The sequence below is a fragment of the Acinetobacter sp. CIP 64.2 genome, assembly GCF_000369645.1.
GTDB lineage: Bacteria > Pseudomonadota > Gammaproteobacteria > Pseudomonadales > Moraxellaceae > Acinetobacter.
Genome location: NZ_KB850120.1, coordinates 194,565 through 216,555, shown reverse-complemented (window position 1 = coordinate 216,555; position 21,991 = coordinate 194,565). Strand labels below are relative to the sequence as shown.

The 21,991-nt window shown below is 39.2% G+C and carries 19 protein-coding genes and 1 tRNA gene; 5 read left to right on the top strand and 15 right to left on the bottom strand.

Going from position 1 to position 21,991, the window contains the following annotated elements; all coding sequences use genetic code 11:
- Window positions 1-10 precede the first annotated feature (10 nt).
- Window positions 11-664 (bottom strand): sterol desaturase family protein, encoded by a 654-nt coding sequence (locus F895_RS17695; protein WP_005238258.1) that lies wholly within the window; start codon window positions 662-664, stop codon window positions 11-13.
- A 115-nt stretch (window positions 665-779) separates the two neighbouring features.
- On the opposite strand from F895_RS17695, the gene F895_RS17700 reads away from it, so the two are divergent.
- The gene (locus tag F895_RS17700) at window positions 780-1,787 is read left to right on the top strand and encodes an AraC family transcriptional regulator (RefSeq protein ID WP_005238250.1); all 1,008 of its coding nucleotides are present in this window, start codon (window positions 780-782) and stop codon (window positions 1,785-1,787) included.
- Window positions 1,788-1,962: 175 nt separating this feature from the next.
- Window positions 1,963-2,652 (top strand): aquaporin Z, encoded by a 690-nt coding sequence (aqpZ, locus tag F895_RS17705; RefSeq protein ID WP_005238248.1) that lies wholly within the window; start codon window positions 1,963-1,965, stop codon window positions 2,650-2,652.
- Window positions 2,653-2,700: 48 nt separating this feature from the next.
- Here aqpZ and F895_RS17710 read toward each other — a convergent pair whose 3' ends face one another.
- From F895_RS17710 to F895_RS17720, 3 genes are all read right to left on the bottom strand, one after another.
- Window positions 2,701-2,943 carry a hypothetical protein gene (locus F895_RS17710; RefSeq protein WP_005238245.1) on the bottom strand — a complete coding sequence of 81 codons (243 nt, stop codon included), beginning with the start codon at window positions 2,941-2,943 and terminating at the stop codon, window positions 2,701-2,703.
- A 71-nt stretch (window positions 2,944-3,014) separates the two neighbouring features.
- Window positions 3,015-4,088 (bottom strand): DNA/RNA non-specific endonuclease, encoded by a 1,074-nt coding sequence (locus F895_RS17715; protein WP_010589714.1) that lies wholly within the window; start codon window positions 4,086-4,088, stop codon window positions 3,015-3,017.
- Window positions 4,089-4,246: 158 nt separating this feature from the next.
- Window positions 4,247-6,127, bottom strand: a complete 1,881-nt coding sequence (locus F895_RS17720; protein ID WP_005238242.1) for a potassium transporter Kup — start codon at window positions 6,125-6,127, stop codon at window positions 4,247-4,249.
- Window positions 6,128-6,252: 125 nt separating this feature from the next.
- Between F895_RS17720 and F895_RS17725 the strand changes: the two genes are divergently transcribed.
- Window positions 6,253-6,342 (top strand) — tRNA-Ser (locus F895_RS17725).
- Between the two features lie 183 nt (window positions 6,343-6,525).
- On the top strand, window positions 6,526-7,701 hold the full coding sequence (locus tag F895_RS17730) for a tyrosine-type recombinase/integrase (protein WP_005238241.1): 1,176 nt from the start codon (window positions 6,526-6,528) through the stop codon (window positions 7,699-7,701).
- Window positions 7,702-7,735: 34 nt separating this feature from the next.
- On the opposite strand, the gene F895_RS17735 is transcribed toward F895_RS17730, so the two are convergent.
- The 7 genes from F895_RS17735 to F895_RS17765 all read right to left on the bottom strand — a co-directional run bounded on the left by F895_RS17735 (window position 7,736) and on the right by F895_RS17765 (window position 14,307).
- On the bottom strand, window positions 7,736-8,857 hold the full coding sequence (locus F895_RS17735) for a hypothetical protein (RefSeq protein ID WP_005238240.1): 1,122 nt from the start codon (window positions 8,855-8,857) through the stop codon (window positions 7,736-7,738).
- Between the two features lie 39 nt (window positions 8,858-8,896).
- Window positions 8,897-9,829 carry an IS5 family transposase gene (locus tag F895_RS17740; RefSeq protein ID WP_000743262.1) on the bottom strand — a complete coding sequence of 311 codons (933 nt, stop codon included), beginning with the start codon at window positions 9,827-9,829 and terminating at the stop codon, window positions 8,897-8,899.
- A 27-nt stretch (window positions 9,830-9,856) separates the two neighbouring features.
- Window positions 9,857-10,846 carry a hypothetical protein gene (locus tag F895_RS17745; protein ID WP_005238239.1) on the bottom strand — a complete coding sequence of 330 codons (990 nt, stop codon included), beginning with the start codon at window positions 10,844-10,846 and terminating at the stop codon, window positions 9,857-9,859.
- A 55-nt stretch (window positions 10,847-10,901) separates the two neighbouring features.
- Window positions 10,902-11,324, bottom strand: coding sequence for an ATP-binding protein (locus F895_RS17750; RefSeq protein ID WP_005238238.1), 423 nt, complete (start codon window positions 11,322-11,324; stop codon window positions 10,902-10,904).
- A gap of 238 nt (window positions 11,325-11,562) precedes the next feature.
- The gene (locus F895_RS17755; RefSeq protein ID WP_005238236.1) at window positions 11,563-12,897 is read right to left on the bottom strand and encodes a hypothetical protein; all 1,335 of its coding nucleotides are present in this window, start codon (window positions 12,895-12,897) and stop codon (window positions 11,563-11,565) included.
- Window positions 12,898-13,074: 177 nt separating this feature from the next.
- Window positions 13,075-13,308, bottom strand: a complete 234-nt coding sequence (locus F895_RS17760; RefSeq protein ID WP_005238235.1) for a helix-turn-helix transcriptional regulator — start codon at window positions 13,306-13,308, stop codon at window positions 13,075-13,077.
- Window positions 13,309-13,404: 96 nt separating this feature from the next.
- Entirely contained in the window at window positions 13,405-14,307 is a 903-nt protein-coding gene (locus F895_RS17765; protein WP_005238232.1) for a recombination directionality factor, read from the bottom strand.
- Between the two features lie 181 nt (window positions 14,308-14,488).
- Between F895_RS17765 and F895_RS17770 the strand changes: the two genes are divergently transcribed.
- Entirely contained in the window at window positions 14,489-15,082 is a 594-nt protein-coding gene (locus F895_RS17770) for a hypothetical protein (RefSeq protein WP_005238229.1), read from the top strand.
- A gap of 228 nt (window positions 15,083-15,310) precedes the next feature.
- Here the strand turns inward: F895_RS17770 and F895_RS17775 are convergent, their stop codons facing one another.
- From F895_RS17775 to F895_RS17790, 4 genes are read right to left on the bottom strand one after another with little or no spacing between them, the layout of a single operon-like run.
- Complete coding sequence (locus F895_RS17775; RefSeq protein ID WP_005238228.1) at window positions 15,311-17,203, bottom strand: esterase/lipase family protein; 1,893 nt, start codon at window positions 17,201-17,203, stop codon at window positions 15,311-15,313.
- 10 nt (window positions 17,204-17,213) lie between these two features.
- Window positions 17,214-18,236, bottom strand: a complete 1,023-nt coding sequence (locus F895_RS17780) for a T6SS immunity protein Tli4 family protein (RefSeq protein ID WP_005238226.1) — start codon at window positions 18,234-18,236, stop codon at window positions 17,214-17,216.
- Between the two features lie 9 nt (window positions 18,237-18,245).
- Window positions 18,246-19,259, bottom strand: a complete 1,014-nt coding sequence (locus tag F895_RS17785) for a T6SS immunity protein Tli4 family protein (RefSeq protein WP_010590128.1) — start codon at window positions 19,257-19,259, stop codon at window positions 18,246-18,248.
- Complete coding sequence (locus F895_RS17790) at window positions 19,252-21,990, bottom strand: type VI secretion system Vgr family protein (protein WP_005238222.1); 2,739 nt, start codon at window positions 21,988-21,990, stop codon at window positions 19,252-19,254. Before F895_RS17790 ends, F895_RS17785 begins: the two co-directional genes overlap by 8 nt.
- Window position 21,991 lies beyond the last annotated feature (1 nt).

Sequence of the window (21,991 nt, the reverse complement as noted above, 5' to 3'; positions counted from 1 at the left end):
CTCTTTAAATTCAGGCGACTGATTCTTGTGCTTCCTTCGGCGGTGTTGCCACGCTCGGCGCCTCGACCAATTTTGGCTTTTGTTCTACCCATTTTACCGGAAAAACGGCTTCCACCGCTTGGGCCAGTGCTTTAGACAACACTGCTGGCAGTGGGATACCCAGTGGATTGGCCTCTTTGAGATCTGCAGAAGATACCACACGCGTCCCCATCACATAATCAAACCATGGACGGGTTACACACCAGTTGGCATCCTGATTGGAGTTCATATGATGGTCATAATGCCAAGGAATCATGCGTTTGGCCCAATCAGGTTCTAAATGCGCACGACGATGTACATAATAATAATTGCCTGCACTATACAGCGCCGCCAAGGACATGCCTTTTGAGATTGGATAAAACGCGACACTAGCAATCCCTGCCACCACCGCCAAGGACATGATTTCATTACGGGTCCGCCAATGCTCGACCCCTTCCACATAGCAATCATCCGAAAACTGCTGTTTACGTACTTCCCGATGATGCGCCCAATGCGACTCCATGCTCTTTGGCACAGGGCTATAACGCGGCTGCCCAGAGCGATGTACCCCGTGCAAAATATATTTATGTGCAAACCATTCAAATGCATTGGCAACTGCCAAACCTGCAATAAAACCCTTGATCATGGTTTTCTCCCAATGTTTCCTTATTTTTATTCAAGATATAAATTTTTGTAGGCGAAGTATTGACGATACGATATATTTATATTGACAAAACACGACAATATCAGGAGTGGACAGGATGTCTCAACTCAAGAACTATACTGGCTCTGTTTTTGGGGGTTTGGGGCATTTATTAAAAGCCTATTGCGAGGCAAAAAACATTGCGATTCCTGAACAATTACAACAGGTTCAGAATCAGGAACGCTTTGATTACGTGATCTGGCGTGACCTGCTCGAAAACCTGAACCAGCACCATCCAAAAGTTGGTTTAGGCCTAGAAATCGCAGAATATGTACAACCCAAACATTTGGGGATCATTGCCTATCTGGCCCTGTCCTGTGAAAATCTAGGCGAAGCTTTGGCGCGTTATCATGATTTTCATCGCCTGATTTATGATGGCAGCCCGCTGGTGGTCGAGTTTAATCCACCCTATGGCTCTATCCGCTGGGAAGCACCTGAACCACATCCGACCCAATTGACCGATGAAATTGCAATTGCACTAATGGTGCAGTTTCTTAAACTGTTTATGTCAGGTGACCGAATTCATCTACATGAAGTCCATTTTGTGAATGCCGCGCCTAAAAACATGAGCGTCTATGAACAATATTTCCACTGTAAAGTCCGTTTTGAACAGCCGAAAACCCAATTATTGATCCCCATCAGTGAGGCGTTTAAACCCTTACGTACAGGCGATCATACCTTACAACAACTGCTCTTACAGCAAGCCCAGGCCTTACTAGACAAGCTGCCGAATTCCACCCAACTAGATCAACGCCTGCAACATGCGATTTTGACTGGACTACAAAAAAACCAATATCAACTCGATTTTATCGCTGAAAAACTCGGCCTGTCCGTGCGCCAGTTACAGCGTCATTTACAGCAACAACACAGCACCTTTCAGGAACGGGTACAGCAAGTACGTTTTATGCTGGCAACTGAATATTTGAAAGATCCTCATCTGAGTTTACAAGAAATTGCACTACTGCTCTGCTATTCTGAACAGAGTGCTTTTCAACGTGCTTTTAAGATTTGGACGGGACAAACCCCGCAACAGTGGCGAAACAACAACACAACTTACAATTCTTAATAAAACAACTTAAGAACTAACGGTTTCGCAACTGATCGATTTGATTGCACGTTTTATATAAGAGCCTATATACCTATGTGAATTAGTTCACAATTTTTTCACAAGGGTTAAACATATCCATAATAAATTTTGGATGCTTGCTTTTTTATTTTTTAGAACTTGTGTGGTGATAACAATGAACAAATATTTAGCAGAATTTCTCGGAACCTTTTGGCTTGTTTTCGGTGGTTGTGGTAGTGCTGTGCTTGCAGCTGCATTTCCAGAACTTGGGATTGGTTTCTTAGGTGTTGCATTTGCGTTTGGTTTAACTGTTTTAACCGGTGCTTATGCATTCGGTCATATTTCTGGAGCACATTTTAACCCAGCCGTCAGTGTCGGTTTATGGGTCGGTGGGCGTTTAGATGCCAAAGACTTGGTTCCATATATTATTTCTCAAGTCATTGGTGCAACTTTTGCAGCATTCGTGCTGTACATTATTGTACAAGGTCAGGCTGGCTTCGCAGGCACAGGAGGTTTTGCAACCAACGGTTATGGCGAACTCTCTCCAAACCATTTCTCTATTGCATCTGCGTTCCTGATTGAAGTGGTACTGACCGCGGTATTCTTAATCATTATCTTATTATCTACGCATAAAAATGCACCTGCTGGCTTTGCCCCAATCGCGATTGGTTTGACGCTCACGGTGATCCATTTGATCAGTATTCCAGTGACCAATACTTCGGTCAACCCAGCGCGTAGTACAGGTGTGGCTTTCTTTGCTGAAACCGCTGCTCTCGGTCAACTTTGGTTGTTCTGGGTTGCGCCAATTATCGGTGCCATCATTGGTGCAGTGATCTATAAAGTGGTAAGTAGCGAGAAAGACTAAGCTCGAAACCTCCCATAAAAAAACAGCCTGCAACGGCTGTTTTTTTATTTATAGAAAAGGATTTTCAATATCCTGTTCAGGCTGACGTTCAATCTGTTCAGGTAAATCTTGCTGCTCTAATGCAGCGACCACATCATTGATAAAATTTTGCAGTGCCTTCGCAGTTTTTAGACCGGCCTGATCTTTGGTAATCTGCAAATTACCATAGAGACTGACACAATCGACCTGATTTTCTAAGGTCAGATCATAGATCGCAGACGACTCATCGCCCTGTTCAAACGGTTTAAACATGTTTTTCTCTCATTGTTCTTGTCTATCCCACAACATGAGCCAAGCACGCGGACATTGCAAGATGTTCTACATTATCTCAACATTTGTAAAAAATACTGCACCAAGGCATTCACCAGCTGGTTGATCAAGGCTTGTTTGGTCTCTTCATCAATTTGCGGGAATTTACTGTCAGGTGCCTCGGTTGGCTGTGAGCTAAATTCACGCTGCTGCGCTTGAATGGCATCGGTCTTGGCTTCTTCCGCACATTGACTTCGCCCATCCCAATGCAAATAGCTAATGTCTTTGTTCGGCTTCACTTGCTGCGCAGATACTGGCAGCTGGTACACATTACGCTTTTGCTGCTCAGTCAGTTGTGGAAATAGGTTGATGCCCAGTTTTTCTTCGAGATAGCAAACACTGACCACTTCGACCTTTAAAGAATTATTGTTTGGCGCGTAATAGGCACCAATAATGCCCTGCTTGGGTAAATATACCGCTTTATAGACCGCTGTCGGGACAATCACCCCTTGACCAATGGTTTTCAGGCGTTTGCCTTCAAATACAGGACCTGTCAGGACGTAAGCATCTTTATGCTGTTTGGTCACCATCGAACGCACCGCTTCTTCTAATTTGCGCCAGACTTCCTGATTGTTTTTCGGTGCTTGTGGCACCATATTGGCTAAAGAAAAGCTGTCATATTGTGATGCGGTATTACTCATATCGCCATTCGGTGCCATATGACCACGGTCGTAGCCCGAACCACGATAATCCGATAATAAAGCACGGTGTTGCAGCTTCACCCGGGTTTCTTCATGGAAATTGTCTTCACGTTTAATTTTGACACTAAGACGTTCAGGGGTCAGATACTCTGCTGACCATAATGGTGTTTTGGAAAGACCAGAATACATCACACTAAAATCATTAAAACACAGTGCATAGCTGTCTTTTTTCAGGCTGTCTCTGCTCAATAACGGTGGAACGTCACGATAAAACTGTTTTAAACATGCGCTATTACTAGATTGAAATGGCATCAACTTCGAAATTTTTTCACTGCCAAATGCGATCGCAAAACTGCCTGTTGCGACCAATGCCAACATCATCTTTCCAACATGTTGGCTCAAAAATGCAAATGGGCTTTTACTCTTTCGGGTTGGTTTCTTTGCCATAACTACATCAAAATCAATATGAACGCGCAGCTTAACAACTCAAAAGCCCTGTGTACATTGAGTTTCAGCCCAGAGCGACATTTTATGTCGCAAATCTGTACACTCAGGCAACAGACAATAAAAAAGGCACCCGAAAGTGCCTTTTGATCTGTTTTTATTTAAATTTCAATCTGGCTACCCAGTTCCACCACACGGTTGGTCGGAATCTGATAAAAGTCACTGACTGGGCTGGTATTACGCTGCATCGAGATAAACAGTTTTTCACGCCACGGCGACATGCCATCCCCCACGGTATGCACGATACGGTCACGCGAAATAAAGAAACTCATTTGCATCATGTCAAACTCAAAATCCATTGCTTGATAGGCTTGCGCCAAAGCAACTGGAATATTCGGCTGATCTTTAAAACCATAATACACATAGATGCGATAAAAATGCTCGTCCAGTTTTTCAACTTTCAGGCGATCTTCATCAGTCACATACGGAATATCTTGAGTATAGACCGTCACCATCACATTACGCTCATGCAGCACCTTATTATGTTTGATGTTATGCAACATCGCATGCGGCACAATGTTTGGCGTACCCGTCAGGAAAATCGCCTCACCCGGTACAAAATGGGTTTCTTTGCTCATCCCAATACTCTGAATAAATAATTCAATCGGTAAGGCATTGGTTTCCATGCGGTTGTAGACAATTTCACGACCACGTTTCCATGTCATCAAGATGGTAAACACGGCCACACCGATCAAGATTGGCACCCAACCGCCTGACAGGATTTTTAATGAGGTTGAAGCAACGAAAACTAAATCGATTGCAAGGAACGGCACCGCAAATAATGCCACTTTCCATACTGGCCAACGCCAAACCCCATAAGCCAAAGTCGAGATCAAAATCGTACCGCAGAGCATGGTCATGGTCACGGCTACACCATAAGCACTGGCCAATTCCGCACTGCTTTCAAACAGTAAAATCAGGATCACAACCGAGATGAAGAGCACCCAGTTGATGAAAGGCAAATAGATCTGACCTTGTTCCACATCTGAAGTGTGGTGTACGGTTAGGCGCGGTAAATAACGTAACTGAATAGCTTGGTTTGCCATCGAGAATACGCCCGTAATCACCGCTTGAGATGCAATCACGGCTGCGGCTGTTGCCAAGCCAATCATTGGGAATAAAGCCCAATCAGGAACCAGTAAATAGAACGGGTTTTCAATGGCTTTGGCATCACGTAACAGTAATGCCCCTTGCCCTGCATAATTCAGTAATAAGCAAGGAAGAACCACACAGAACCAGGCCAGTTTAATCGGCACGCGCCCAAAATGGCCCATATCGGCATACAGTGCCTCACCACCAGTCATGGTCAGAATCACCGCCCCCATGGTAATAAAGGCAACTGTTGGTTGATCAAAGACAAAATGGAATGCCCAATAAGGGTTAATCATCATCAACACATATGGGGTTTGAATGATGCTCCATAGTCCAATCAGACCAATGGACGCAAACCATAACAAGGTAATTGGCCCAAAGAATTTGCCCATGGTGGCGGTACCATGCCGTTGTACCATAAATAGTGCAGTCAGGATGCCCAAGGCTATCGGCACCAGCCAACGATCTAAAGCAGGCGTCACCAGACTCAAGCCTTCAATCGCAGACAGTACGGAAATGGCAGGCGTAATGATCCCGTCACCGAAGAATAGGGATGCCCCGATAAAACCCAACGCAATCAGGAAGATTTTATTTTTGTTGCTAAAAACGGTCGAGCGCAGGTTCAGTGCAAGCAAGGACATGATCCCGCCTTCACCGTTGTTGTCTGCGCGCATGATCATCGACACATATTTAAAACTGATGGTCAGGTTCATACACCAGAAGATCAGGGAAAGAATACCTAAGATCGATCCTTCGCTGATATCAACATGTCCTGTGACAAAGCATTGCCGTATCGCATAGAGGGGACTGGTTCCAATGTCTCCAAATACCACCCCTAATGCTGCCAGCGTCATCGCGGGCAAAGCGGCTTTTTTTGCAGTACTTTGCATATTATGTCGTCTTCAAAATAGAACGTTATATGCCGCAATATTATCACTAGCCAAAAAGTTTTTCTGCAAATCTGTTCGACTACAACTTGGCAGCGTTCATTTTTTTCGTTACTATCGCACACCTTGGTGAGGTGTCCGAGTGGCTGAAGGAGCACGCCTGGAAAGTGTGTATACGTTTGCGCGTATCGAGGGTTCGAATCCCTCTCTCACCGCCAAGTTTACTTTCTATGATATCTCATAGAGTCTTAAAAGCTTAAATCTAAAGGATTTAGGCTTTTTTTATTGCCTTATGTTTTCCAATTTACCCTATTGAATCCTGATATAGTTGGGGGTATAACTGGGGGTATAATAAATTACCCCCATTTTTATACCCCCAAATTTCTACGGGAAACGTTGCAATGCTTACAGATGCTCAGGTCAGAAAGATCAAACCTACTGAAAAGAAAACCAAATATTCTGATGAAAAAGGCATGTATCTGGAAGTCACACCGTCAGGTGGTATGCATTGGCGTATGAAATTTCGCTTTCAGGGCAAAGAAAATATTTTTAGTATTGGTACATATCCAGACACCACTCTTGCCCAAGCAAGAAGAATCCGTGATGAAGCGCGCTTAAACTTAAAAGATGGAATTAATCCAAACGAAGCGAAGAAACAAAAAAAATTGCTGGTCGATGAAAGTACTCTTTTCAGAGCACTTGCAATGGAATGGATGCAAGATCGTAAAGTAGTTATTAAAGAATCCACTTACTTACGTGATTTGTCAGTATTTGAAAAAGACCTATTCCCCGCTCTAGGTGATATGCCAATTGATCAAATTAAGGGGAAAGACGTATTAGCTTGTGCCAAAAAAATTGAAGAACGTGGCGCATTAGAGATGGCTAAACGCTCAATCCCTTTAACTGGGCGTATTTTCCGTTTTGCGATTCGTAAAGGCATTATTGAGAATGACCCTACCCCACACTTAGGCGAAGCTCTTAAACCACGCAAAGTCAAGAATATGGCACGTTTAGATATTTCTGAATTTCCTGCCTTTCTTGAGCGTATGGATCGCTACCATGGCAACCTTATTATTCGATCCGCCTTACAGCTCATGACTCTGACTTTTGTTAGAACGGCAGAGCTGAGAATGATGGAATGGAATGAGATTGATTATGAGAATTGTTTATGGCGTATTCCAGCACACAAAATGAAAATGTCTATGCCTCATCTTGTGCCTTTATCAAAACAAGCTTTAGATATACTAGAAAGGATTCAACCAATCACAGGCATAAAACAGTACGTTTTCTATAATTACAGTACAGCTAAGCCAATCAGTAGCAATGCACTTCTGTGTGCAATCCGTACAATGGGCTATAACGGTAAAATGACTGGTCATGGATTCCGTGGGCTTGCATCTACGACCTTACATGAGCAAGGTTATATGCACGATGCCATTGAAATTCAACTTGCACATAGAGTTGGTAATGCTGTGTCTCAGGCTTATAACCATGCACAACATTTAGACTATCGGGTTAAGATGATGCAGGAATGGTCTGATTTTATTGATGGATTGAGATGCTTCACTATTAACTAAGACTACGTAGAAAAGAGCTTAGCATCTACCATTATTAGTTTTTACATAAATTATTTAATCCTTTCAAGATTAAATAAATAATTTCATCAATAAACTGACTATTAATAAGCCTATAGTATTCATCTACATTTAAACCACTTTTATTAGCTAAACTCTCAATTGTTACACTTTGGATAATCTGATGTAACTCATCATAATTAAAGTTATATGATTTCCCATAAAGATAAGCCATAAAATCCTTATAATCAGAATCATTTTCTTCTTGCCATTCTTGAGTTAAAACTTCAGATACTCTATTTAAAACAATTGAATTACAAATTTCTTTTACCACCCCGCCAAAGCCACCAATCAAAAAAATAGGCTTACTGAGCTTGGCTGCGATATAGAACTCCTCTAAAACACCTGGCATGAATCCTTTATAGTTTTGTATTTTCCCCCCTGCAAAGATTCTAATATCAGAGCCCTTGATAGATTCCATTCTCATAGCTCTTAAACACTTAGAGAAAATATATCTGTCTTGAGAGGTTTTCACTTCTAACCAAGAGCTTGAATCAACTTCTTCACTAAATTCATCAGGCAAAGCATAGTTTATTTGATTTAGTACTTCATGATAATCCGCCTGATAATCCAACGACTCTGGTAGGAGGTGTAAAGGCCATGCTAAATGATTTTCAACACTGAATGATTTTTTTGGAAGCCTGTTCTTTAGGATACTAGCTTCCTCTAAAATAAACTCTGTAAAACCATTTGCTCTCAAGTCTCCGCCATAAATAAGAATATTTTTATTTACTAATAAGTGCCTTGCAAGTTCTTGAGACAGCCTTTTAAGTTCATCTGGATGAATATGTAATTGATTAAAATCAATTTCTCCATAATCAGAAATAGAAATACCTACTCTAAAATTTTGTTCCTGCTTTTGTGTATTAGACCACAATGGAGTAAATACATTGACGTTCAGATAGTTAACCCAATCCATTTCCTCTGCATAAATAGGAGGTTCAGGATAACAAATAGTCAATTCATCAACTTGCATTTTTTCTTTTAAATATACTATTTGTTGGATTTCAGGTGGTCTTGATAATACTATCGCAGACTTATCTATCCAATCCTGATCTTTATAATATTCTAACAATACTTGTGAGTGGCTTTGTTGCACAAAGATTTGAAAGGCAAAGCGCCCCTAATTGAGCCAAATTTAAGGCGTAACTTGGGTAAGTGGTCGACCTAATTCCGTAAATCTGTTGAGGACTGCTACACGTGCATGAACCTCATTGACTTGGCTATCAAAGCTCCTTGCACTGAGTTTATCTCTTAATAATTTGATGCAGTGCATTTTAGTCTCAACCAAACTTCGGCGATGATAGCCTGACCATTTTTTCCATAGTGTCCTACCTAAACGTTTAATTGTTCGAAGTAATTCATTTCGCTCTAGCGAGCTACTCTTTGTATCTTTCCATGGTTTCGCATTTTTTCTAGGTGGAATCACCGCATGTGCTTGCCGATCTGCAATGACCTGACGGCATTGCTTGGTGTCATAAGCTCCATCGGTATAAACAGAGTCAATCTGCTCATCTTGTGGAATCTGATTAAGTAAATCACCAAGCACCTGTGAATCACAGACATTATTGGTTGTGAGCTGAATAGCGCGTATTTGTAGGGTTTTGGCATCTATACCAATATGTAGTTTACGCCATTGGCGACGATATTCAGCTCCATGTTTCTTGCGTTTCCATTCGCCCTCACCTAGAAACTTCATCCCTGTAGAGTCTACGAGTAGATGCAGCCCATCGCTACTTTTTTGGTAGCTGATTGCAATATCAATATGCTTTTGTCTTCTACAAAGCGTACTGTAATCTGGTGCGGTCCAATTTAATCCGCAAAGTTTAATCAGACTTTGCACAAAGCCAGTGACCATACGTAAAGATAGACGGAATAAGGATTTAATCATTAAGCAGCATTGGATGGCTGCGTCGGAGTAGGTTTGATTTCGCCCTTGTTTGCCTTTTGATGGAGCATACCATTGCGTAGCAGGATCAAACCAAAGGGCAATATTTCCGCGATTAATGAGTGCTCGGTTATATGCGGGCCAATTGGTTGTGCGGTAGATTTTGTGTGTAGGCTTCTTCATTTGAAAATTATATCGCTGAAAAAGCCTTTACAGATAGGTTTGTGCAACAAAGCCGTTTTCAATTACTAGACCAGTTCTTGAGTCTAAGAATGAAATCTTAATATTTTTTACACATTCAATATCAACACTCGATAAAATAGGAAGAATATTTTTTCCCGCTTCAAAATAATTTAATTTATCAAATGGAATAGGCTCTCCATAGCTATCTATTGCCGATGATATAAATTTCTTTAGATCAATTTGTGAAGAAGGAATCTGATATCGTCTCTCAAGATTATTTTTAAGATTAATCTTGGCAGCAGAGAGAATATCTTCTTCTTTATGGTCAACAATGTCCTCGGTATCACTTCTAGCCTTTCCAGTTATTACAATAGCATCTTCACTTTTTCCTTGTGCCTTCAAACTAGAAGCAATCTCCTGTATTTTCCGATTCAAATTCATTAAATCATTTTTTATTTTTCTAGTTAATTCATTCTCGACAAAATTAGTTCGATCAGAGTTAAAATCTAAATCCTTATTAGAACTATAGACTCTTACGTAACCTATCATTTGAGGCATAGATTCTGCCGAACGTTTAGCCCTATTTATATTAGAATCAAAAATGGTAAAATTATTAAATAAATTATCATTTATAAACAATAGCGGCGACAATGCTTCATCAGGTTCTCTATAAAACAGTTCTGAAATTTTCTTCTTTCCACCTGAGTTAAAATGATAGATATTAAGATCCAAATCAACACTATAATTCCTTGAAGATATCTTAAAATCACACGTCTTTACTAGACTTCCAAGTCTGTATATAAGGATCTTTGAAGAGCTAGAAGAGTATCTAACCGCACAAAACTGAAGATCCTCTGCTTCATCTAAATGTTCATTAAAATCGGTTGTTTTATAACAACCTGAATTTGTTTCTAAACTTATTTCTAATGTCTTATCGTAAAATGCATTTACTGTTTTTGCTGTATTTTTTTTCTCTTGAAAATAACTATTTAAAGCCTCCAGATCATTTTCATTCATGTCAATACTAATGGTTGTACCAATCCCTGGCTCATCCGTAACTTCTGGTAAAAATTTAAAACCTACTTACATTATTTTTTGATATTACATCTTGTTTATCAACAGAGAATTGTATCTTTTTCCCTTTGTTATAGGTTTTCCATGTTACGTTATCACCAAATTTAAAAACTGATAAAAAGCCTAAACCCTTTGCACCCTGTACATATCTTTCCATTCCGTTAAAGCTGACTTTACTCCCATACTTCTTCTTACTAAAAGCAATATGAAAAAGTTTATTAATATCCTCTTCATTCATTCCTACACCATCATCAGAAATAATAAGTCTAGAGTTATTAATATCTATAGTTATCGACACATTCTTTGCAAAGGCATCATAAGAATTCTTAGTTAACTCATTCAATGCAAAAATGTTAGATGGAATCTTAGTGGATAACTCTTCAATTACTTGACCATCAAATTTTAAACTAATAGGTTTCATTATTTACCCCCTAAGGTTTCTTTCTCTTCGTCATGGAGCAGCTAAAAAAATTAAAAATTAATTCTCCCAAAATAAAAAGAAAATTACTCCTTACTTTTAGGAATATCTTCTAAAGAATAATCTTATATTTTTTTCATTAAACTGTACATATACCATTGAGAACATCTAAGACATCATTACACCAGCGAAAAATCACCCAAAAATTGCGAAATAAAAATTTTAGAATGTATTAATATTTTTATACAAACTCCGCAATTAATGTCACCTCTATATTAATAGTTGTGCCCAGAGAGTTTCTATTAGGCATTCTTTTACCTGGTAACTGACGACTAACTGAAGCAATATGCTTGCCTCCTAAATAAAGTACCATATCAAGTAATATTTGATCGAATGGTACAGGAATACCAGCAACAGTGCGATTACCAGTTGTGAAAACCCAATGTGCGGTTTTTGATGAAGCTCTTAAGTGCACCAAACTCTCATATAAATCATACATAAAGGCCGATACTTTGCGTACTTTCTTTAACTTGTCTTGTCTCTCCGCTTCTGCCAGATACTGACATAAAGTAGGAGAAATCTTTTTTATCTGTTCTTGCTTTTCAGAAATATTATTTAGATTTCCCCCTAAACTTTCTGTATCTAGCTTATGGCTATTCTGTAGTAAATATTCTTTTGAGCCTTCAGGTAATTCTGAAAATGGTATCCACTTAAGTGATAAATATGAGAACTGACCATATGGTATTGTTGTTTGATTATCTCCATATGGAGGGGATGTTACTAAAATTTGATGACGATCATCCTCAGGGAGTTTCACACTACGTATATCCCCTAATAGTAGATTAATGGTAGAGGAGGAAAATCTTTTTTGTTGGGATTTGGCTTTTAAGTATTCTTCTATCTTTAACAAAGTATCATCTAAATGATTCTTAAATATCTTAAAAATATTCTCAAAGGGCACATAGTTTTCTGGCTTCCTAATATGCAATTTATATGTACTTGTTCTGCTGTTCGATGTTTGTCGAAGAGTTTCAGCAAAGACAACCCATAAGAGTTTTCGAGTATTAATATCATCAATAGACAAAATTGATCGTCTCAATTTTGAGATAACAATACTACTTTCATTGCTAAACCACTTTTCTCTTCTTGGAAATTCTACATCTATTTCCGAACTACAATCATTTTCATAGTTAGATATTACATTCGTAACAAATTTATTAAATGGATAATCTTCATCGATTAATCTTTTTACTTCACAAACCAAAATAGCTAAGGGATTTATATCTGTTCCTAAGAAATCTAAACCTCTTAATGATGCTTCTGTTAAAATTGTCCCAGAACCTACAAAAGGGTCAAAAATATAACAATCATTAGTCGAATATTGTAAAAGATGATCTAATATCTGTCCTTGCATACGAGGAACCATCATAGCAGGGTAACGCAAAAGGCTATGAATATTAGGTCTGGATCCTGCACCAATTTTATTCCAATGGGCAGATTGATTTTTAGAAAGCTCTAAAAGCTGCTCACCAAGTAAAGTAGTCGATTCATTTTTTCTTATTTCTTTAAATTGCATTTATTTTTCACACCTAAAATCTGTCCCATTTTATTCATGTAATATACTATATATTTGTATTTTCATAAATAAAATCCTGGCTAAATTTATTTTTTAGGTTTTTATAAAATAACTTATTCTCATAAAGAAATTCTGGCTCACATATCTACCAAAAAAATAAGGGAGCAAAAGCTCCCATTACTCTCGCTCTTCCATCTTAGACTCAATCCACTGGTGGATTTCCCAAGCAGACCAACCGATACGCATCTCTGTTAACCTTATAGGCTGAGGAAATGTAGGATCGTAATATTTAGAATCCTTATTAATCATCTCATAGATTTTCGATCGGCTAAGAGCAGTAAACTCAACAACATGCTTGATATTAATAATTTGGTTCATCTGAAAAGTTTGACCTGTGATCGACGCATTCATGATGTTTTCTCCTAATCATTGATGCGAGCGCGTATTCGCTCAGATGATAGGTCAGTCCAGTAAAATTTTACGCAGTCCAATGTTGTCCAAGCTCACCTAATTCAAAGCCTGAACTGACTGTTGCAATCCCTTCTGAATATCCTGAACATGAGTGAGATCATGAAATTGCTGATGCTGCTCTGGCTTCAGTTCATTCACGTAGAACTCCTCAACAATATCCAGTCCCTCTTCCCCTCCCACCTCAAAGCTAGCATTGCCATAGCCCTGCCGTGCCACATGATCTAAAGTCTCCTGATAAAACCCTGCTGCCTTACTCTGTTCATCTATATGTTTGGCTGAAGTAATTGCTTCCTGCAAATTCACACCATCACGTAAAGTTAAGTCCACATAGTAGATTGGGGTACGGTAGCTTTGGGTGGTGCTTTTGCCGCGTAAAGTGAGTTGCAATGGCAGACAGGACAGCAAGTCACCTGATGCAGCATGATAGTAACGAAGCCGTGCTGCCAAAGTGCGGATGCTATTAAAACCTGTAGTTCTAAAAATGAAGGTTCCAAATTCATCTGATTCATCTAGGTTTGCATAGAGTCGTCCATAAGGTTTACATAAGCCTCCTTGTGCCAAGGGACATAAATCAGGTGATGGACATGGATGTTGCTCAACTCCGTTTTGACCAATTCGCTGACAAGTTTCGCCATTGCCTGTACAGATAGGTCGTCCTGTTTGACGGTCAAATAAAGTGTATTCCGCTCTTAAATTAATATCTGGCTCATTAAAGAGCATTCGGACTGGAATGGCTCTAAGTTTCTGGTTTTGGTTAGGGGCTTTGGCACGAAGTTGTTCATCCAGTGGATGTTTAACCCAGCCATCCTTATTTTGGATTTGGCTAGTAATGGTAAATTGGTCATCCTTTTCAGGGAGTCGTTTGCCATTCTTTTCTACAATCTTGCCGATACTGATACGTCCCAGTACGGGCGGTGTGATTGCTAGGCCTTTAATCATGGAGAATTACCTCTATTTTGCTATTTGATAATTTTAAAGCTATAAAAAAATCTCGTAGCGTTTTCTGCTGCGAGATTAAAAAAAAGAATATGTTAAATTTTGTACAAAAGTTTATCTCTTCTTAAGTACTCCTTTATGTTAATTTCAAACTACCCTTTTGATCAGCTAGAAAGGAAATAGCATGAAAATTGACTTCAACCTAATTGAAAAACTAAGAGAAATAATTACACCTTCGTATAACCAAGCACTTAATGCCAAACGTTCTGACCGCCTGAATAAATTCTTTACGGAACGTAGAAGAATTCAAAATCTAGATGAACCAGATAACATTAAACTCATACTTTTAAACAGTGCAGCAGCAGAACTCAGTGGAGTTAAAAATGCTAAGTTTGAAGAACTAGAATACTTTCTGGAGACATCAAATGCAGATGACTTTGAAATGAAGTATTGGACATTTGCGTGGAACAGAGCAGGATTCATTGTTTCCCGCGATGAATCAGGCAAGATTATTGATATCAGCTCAACATTGAGTAAGAGAATAAAAATAAGGATACTTAATATATTTCTCATACTAGCAATGAGTATTTGGCCATTTCTCTTCCTAATGAAAAAGGATCCATTTATTAATCTAGGCTTTAACGAGAGTGCTTGGCATTTATTTATCTTTGGTGTAAGTACATTCTGTTTGGTGACTGTTGTGAAAATACTCTATGATTGGTCACATTGGCAGAGCCTCAATATGACTCTTGCTGGACTAAAACAACCACTAAAATAATCTCCATTCTGCATGCAAGTGAAATGACACTTGCATGCATGAGATTTAATTCATGACATATAAAGGGAGCTTTCGCTCCCATTACCGACACTCGCCTCACACTGATGAATTTCCCAAGCTCGACTAACCATAGGCTGAGCAAATCTCGGATCATAAGACTTTAATTTCTTATTAATCATTACGAATCAGTTAAATAAATTTAAGACCATGAAAGGTAAAACCTAAAACTCAGCACAACTGTTCCATAATTTTTGCGATGGAAAAAATTGTACTTCGGTGCACATTCTTATCATCATAACTTGCAGCATGATCGAGCCCGCGCATGACAAAAACCTGTTTTAAACCTCTTTTTTCAACGTCGGCTCCAGATTCACTACAAACCGTTCCATCGCCCGCGGAAGTCGGCAGAATTCGAATATTAAAAGTAACTATATTGCCTTCGGTATCTTCAATGGTTCTAAAACTATCCTGATCAAATAACCGTTTAAAACCGTCATGCTTTTGTGCGGTAACAACAATAGGTTCCAAAGTGACCGTTCTTGCGATTTCTTCTTCTGTAAGAGGGGGTGATTTATCAGCAGTTTCTTCTGGCGTTTCTGCTTGTTCCGCGCCATGCTTAGCATATCCACGGTATTCGATTAAATCGTCTTCAGTATCAATAGGCAAAACTTGCTCCGTACTCCAGAGCACTTCATTATAAGCCAAATGCTTTTCGTCCCGCCCATAATGAGCATAAGTATTCGGATGATAACTATCGGCTATTTTTGAGTGAAAATCTTGTACTTTTTTAACATTTCTTAAGTAAAAATCAACAATACCTAGCCCACTCTCTTGATCTAATTGAGCCTCCAAAATACCTGCTGGATCAATAAAACCTTCATTGATCATGCTCCACCAAGTATCAGTACGTGTATAAATATCAGAATAAGGGTCATCTTTAGGCAATCTTGCCGTAACGATCTCGCCACTTCTATTCCTTGCTCGCAACGTTAACCAGGTTTTCGTCTGACTACCATCCTGAGCTTTATGCTGTAAAAAATTGCCAAATGGTAATAATTGCAATGCTCCGGGTGAATTCGCCAAAACAGGCATCAGCCGTTCGGAGGTCGCTCCAAAAACCTGAGCACTCTTATTCGCTTTTATTTTGGCTATCCAGCCATCAACAACTTCTCCACCTTCCCAGCCGCGACAAATACGTTGATAAACGGTTGGAGCACCACTCGCAGGCATGACACCATGCATTACACCTAAAATATCATCTTTAACAGAACTTTCTTGTATTAAGGCTCTTGTCACTAACCCACCCATGGAATGGGTTACAATAATAAACTTCTTAAACTCTTGTTTTGGAAATTCCTTTTTAATTTGAGCTTTGACATAATTTTGCATCATGTGAGCAACATATTTAGCAGAATCATCATTTGATTGTAGCCAGTTATAACCTATGGCAAAAACAGGAAAGCTATAATTGGCGAGCTTCCCGTGTAACTCTTTGGTCAATAATTCAATTTCTTGATTTATCGGCCCCCAGTCTTCTTTTATATCTTCTAATTTAGATTCATCACTTGAACCCATCCCAAGAAAAGATTTAGAACCAGTTGCTACGATTTTCTTCCATTCTTTCGTACCCGCAAAATGATCTGGATCATTTAGATCTTTTGTGGTTGTCTTTTGCTTTACCAACTCATGGTTTAAGTATCGTTCTAGATAAATAAGGATCTTAGAATATCCTTCCCACCACACAGATCCCCAACCTCTACGGATTGCTTTTGCGCGATCAAAATGATCAATGTCCTCAATCGCATCTTCATCAATATAACCATCCTGCCCAACGATCGTGGTTTCAGGGTTTAATTCCATTTGTCTGGTTCTAGCATCCCGTTGTTCACCTGCACTGGCGGCTGCCAACCCCTCCCTAGTCCCATTAGGCGGATACCAAACATGTCGACCATCGCCTTTATTTTTCAAATTAGACCCCATAATCCCGGGAATAAAAATAATCGGCACGACATATTTAGCAGGTAAGGTTACCTTACATAAGGTTTCAGTTTTCGTGGGTGTTGTCTGAGAAACAAATTTGGCATTATCTTCAGTATTATAAGGTTGATGTTCAAAGCCCATTTTTATTATCCTAGAATTTCTTTAATGAATTTAAGATAGCTTCATATATCTGAAGTCCATGATTATTGGAAATGCTTGAGGTTCTGACATAATTTTCAGTTCTGGCGGTGTCGACCGTCATGGAAACGAATGGATCTAGAGCTGAATTCACGGTCCCTGCATGCTCCCATGTGGCGATGATCCCTGTCCCCCCTTCCATTGGGACTTGTGTGACTAACTCAAGCCCGCTCAAAGGTGAGCTCTGGTTCACTGTTTTTTCACCCTTTCTTAAATCTTTGGTCTGATTTTTAGTTGTTATATAGTTGGGACTTTTTTGAAGATTTTTTTCCGTCCTCACCAATAAATTATCTTCTGCTTTATAAATCGCTTCTGTTTCAGCTGTAATCACAACTGAAGGGGCATTTGCAAAATTAAACCCTACTCGTTGTTTTGTAAATTTATAGTCTTTTCCATTGTCTTTAATAAATCCATTTTTAAGACAAACTCCCTGCTCTGTAGGAATTTTATTATTATCTCGAGCTCTTAAATTTTTAACGAGATATTTAATTCCATTAATGCTTTTATCCTCATTTTTTTTTGAATAAGAACCTGTAATTTTAAAAAGAGTTCTTAACGATTGATCATATACAAATGCATAAACCTCAACAGGTAATCTACCATTTGCAAATGTTGAATGTCCCCAAATAATTTTAGTTACTATGTTACCTTGCGTTTCTATAGAAGTCTTATCCTTTATAAAATCTTCTTTTGTATTGTATTTTTTCTCCACCTCAATAATAGAATTATTAAAGTCCTCTCTCGTGGCTTTGGTTTTACTCTCTATTTTAAAAGTATCATAATTTATGGTTTCATCAATTATTTTTGCCTCTTTCGGCAATTTAAAGGTATAACGGCCAATACACCAGTCTTGCATATTATTTAAATTAATCATCGTTTTCCCTGCTTCTGAGTCTTTATTATTTGCGGCATACCCACATCCTGACATACTTAGGAATATCGAACTTATCAATACAACAGCGAATCGTTTTTTCATCATTGCTTCCTATTTCTTTAATGAATTTAAGATGGTTTCATACATCTGAAGTCCATGATTATTGGAGATGCTTGAGCTACTCACATAATTTTCAGTTCTGGCGGTATCGACCGTCATAGAAACGAATGGATCTAGAGCTGAATTCACAGTCCCAGCATGCTCCCATGTGGCGATGATCCCTGTCCCCCCTTCCATTGGGACTTGTGTGACTAACTCAAGCCCGCTCAAAGGTGAGCTCTGGTTCACTGTTTTTTCACCCTTTCTTAAATCTTTGCTCTGATTTTTGGTTATTATGTAGTTTGGACTTTTTTGCAGGTTTTTCTCAGTCCTCACCAATAAATTATCTTCTGCTTTATAGATCGCCTCTGTTTCAGCGGTAATCACAACAGAAGGGGCATTTGCAAAATTAAACCCTACTCGTTGTTTTGTAAATTTATAGTCTTTTGCATTGTCTTTAATAAATCCATTTTTAAGACAAATTCCCTGCTCTGTAGGAATTTTATTATTATTCCGCGCATATAAGTTTTCTACGAGATATTGAACTCCATCTCTACTTTTTTGCTTATACTTTTCTGAATAATTCCCTTTAATCAGAAACAGTGTCCCACGATCTAGAACAAATGCAAAAACTTGAGTCGTGCCCAGATCGGGTCTTTTTTTACTTAACTTACCCCAAAATATTTTTATAATTTTATTATCTATAGTTTTAACTGGAGTTTGGTCTGTAACAATACTATAACCATCATTATATTCAGCAAGTTTAGCAGATATTTCTTGATCAAAATCTACCCTACTAGCTTTCGTTCTACTCTCTATTTTAAAAGTATCATAATTTATGATTTCATCAATTATTTTTGCCTCTTTAGGCAATTGAAAGCGATAACGACCAACACACCAGTCTTGCATACTATTTAAATGAATCATCGTTTGTCTTTCCTCTGCCTTTTGGTTATTCGCTGTACATCCAGAACTAGTTGATATACAAACAACCAATAAAACGATGAATAACAATCTGCTAGTCATCATGACTTCCCAGTATGGTAAGTTCTGCTTTAACCATAGCAAGCGATGACACTTTTTCAGTTTTACCTTCAGCATCAGTTATGCCAGTAATTGTTTTGCCATCTTCCGTCACAATTTTATATTTCACATTTGGCTGAATCATTCCAGCTCGATTTCTGACAATAAACTGTTCGTCGTATGATGCTTGGGCTTGTGGCATCTGTGCTAAGTCGCTACTCAGACGACTTCCTGACATTGTACAAATCTGACCTGCTTTAAGGTTAATTTTGCCAGGGCAGACAATATCGATATTGCCGCCTTCAATTTTGATATATCCACCACCAGACGCAATTAAGATGCCCTTGCCACTTTCAATTTTTACTAAATCATTTAAGGCATATACATGCATCAATTTTTGAGAGGAAAATGTCATTTCACCGCTTTGCGCTTGTATATTCACGTTTCCATGCCCAGCTTTGACATCGATATCTTGTTGTTGAGCAAATAAGCTAATACTACCTAAGGCATTGGTTAATACATTATTTCCAGTATAGGTTTGGACATTTCGATTCGTTGAAATCTCAATATGATCAGATGACTGAATCAAAGTTCCTTTTAAACTATTTACAATGAAATGATCATTTGAATGAAGCACTATAAATGGAGTTTCGTCACGACTATCCCATTTAGGCATATCCTGATTAATTTTTTTCTGTATTTCTAAATCAGGTACTTGAGCCTTATGCGACTTCGCTAATTCTTGAATATTTTCATTATTGCTTTGTGCAGCCAATAATGCGTTTTCTAACTCGGTTCGAATCATTTGATGATTATCTGCGTCATCATCCCCTTCCGTTGTAATCAAAATCCCTTTAGGGGCGCGTATTCCTCCCCACGAATCCGTCCGTAACTCAAAACCTTCGCCACGACCTTCACTTTCGGCTTTCTCTTTTGGATGGCTTAAATTGCCTAGATTCAGTTGAGTTGCACCATGACTACTATGTAACTGGGCACTGATTTGTCCTGTGGTATCGTCAAACCTCAATTGGTTATAGCCTTCGCCACCAACTTCTTTGGAACGAATGCCACTGAGTTTTTTGGTATCGGGAAGTTGGCCTTTAAGATCAAATTTGGTTGGTGAACGTTGTGCTTCATGAATACGGCCAGTCACAAAGGGACGATCAATATTGCCATCAAAGAAGTCAATCACCACAATTTCATCCTTACGTGGTAAGAAGCGCGCACCATAGCCTTCACCCGCCCACGGTGTCAGCACATCGACCCATGCCGAATCCGTATCACTATCATTTGAACCTGCACCACCATCATGCGCATGATCTTCTGTACGGGTAAATAGAAAACGAACCTTGATTCGGCCCCATTCATCGACATGGATTTCTTCACCATCACTCACCACTTTGGCACGTTGTACATGTGCAGTAGGACGGTGAGTCAATGGATCATATTCAGGCACAATGGCAATCGTTCGACGTACCAACATCAATTCATTGGCTTGGCGTTCTTGTTCACTGTCTTTACTCATTGTCCAATGACTGAGACTTAATAGTTTTTCAACTTGCTCTTTAATCTCTTTGGGAAGGTTATTCTGGTTATAAAAATGCTTGCTTAGAATTAAGAATGCTTTATCTTCTGGGTGATTTTTTTCAAGTTCAGGATGCTCATTTAACTGAAACCAATAACCGACCTGTGTATCCCGCACACTACTATGTGCAGTAAAGTATTTTGCTTGTAAAGCCTGATATTGGTTCAGCTGTTTATTGAGTTTATCTAATTGGTTATTTCCTGATGCCGTGGCCTGATCGTCGCCTTTGAGATCAGCAATCCAAGCGGGTGAAAGACTCCACGCTTGTTCCAGACTCAAACTTTCATTATCACGCTGAGCACTGTGCTGATGTGAACTGATCACTGAACCACTAGCATCTTCTTGGCTCAAACTATCCGCCTGCCAGCGCTGTACATGAATCGCGGTGGGTTGTAATTGGCGTTGTGCAATAAAGCTGGTAATACTATCCGCTTGCTCTGTGGCATGAGAACGATGATAGCGAATGCTTCGACGCTCAAGCGCCTTAAATTGTGCATTATCATCAATTAAGCGTAATTTTTGTGGCTCGATACTCTGGCTATTACTAGAGACAATATAGCTGGATTCATCAATTAAAAAGTTAATCGACTCTTCACGTAACAACCGCGTTAAATAGGCATAATCACTTTCATTCGACTGCATCGAGAAAGGACGGATATCATAGTCCTTGCTTAAACCACTGCTATCTAATTTTAAGCTTGAAGCAAATAACGGCGATTTAGACTGCCATTCTTTAAAGATCACTTCAAAAATTTCAGGAACACTCTTATTCATAAATACACGGCTATTGCGTCGCTTATGCCATAAGCTAGTGGCGTCCTGCAGTGTCAATCGATAGAGGCTCAATGCACCATCACTTTGCCCTTGGCTTGCCCCTGTGATAATGCCTGTGGTTCTAAACAGTTGGCCTGAATCTGTCACTTGATCTACAGCAACTTGGCATCCAATAAACTGTTTGAGTTCGATATAAGGATTGGTTGATAAGCAAATTAACTCTACAGATAGCCCATCATTAATGCCATGATAGCCCTCTAGGCGTTGCAGCATGATTTGAGTATTAAGCGCTGCATTTGAAAACTGAATACTCATTGCACGTTTTTGAGTACCAACGCCTAATTTATCCAAGACGCTAAAGATATTATTCAACATT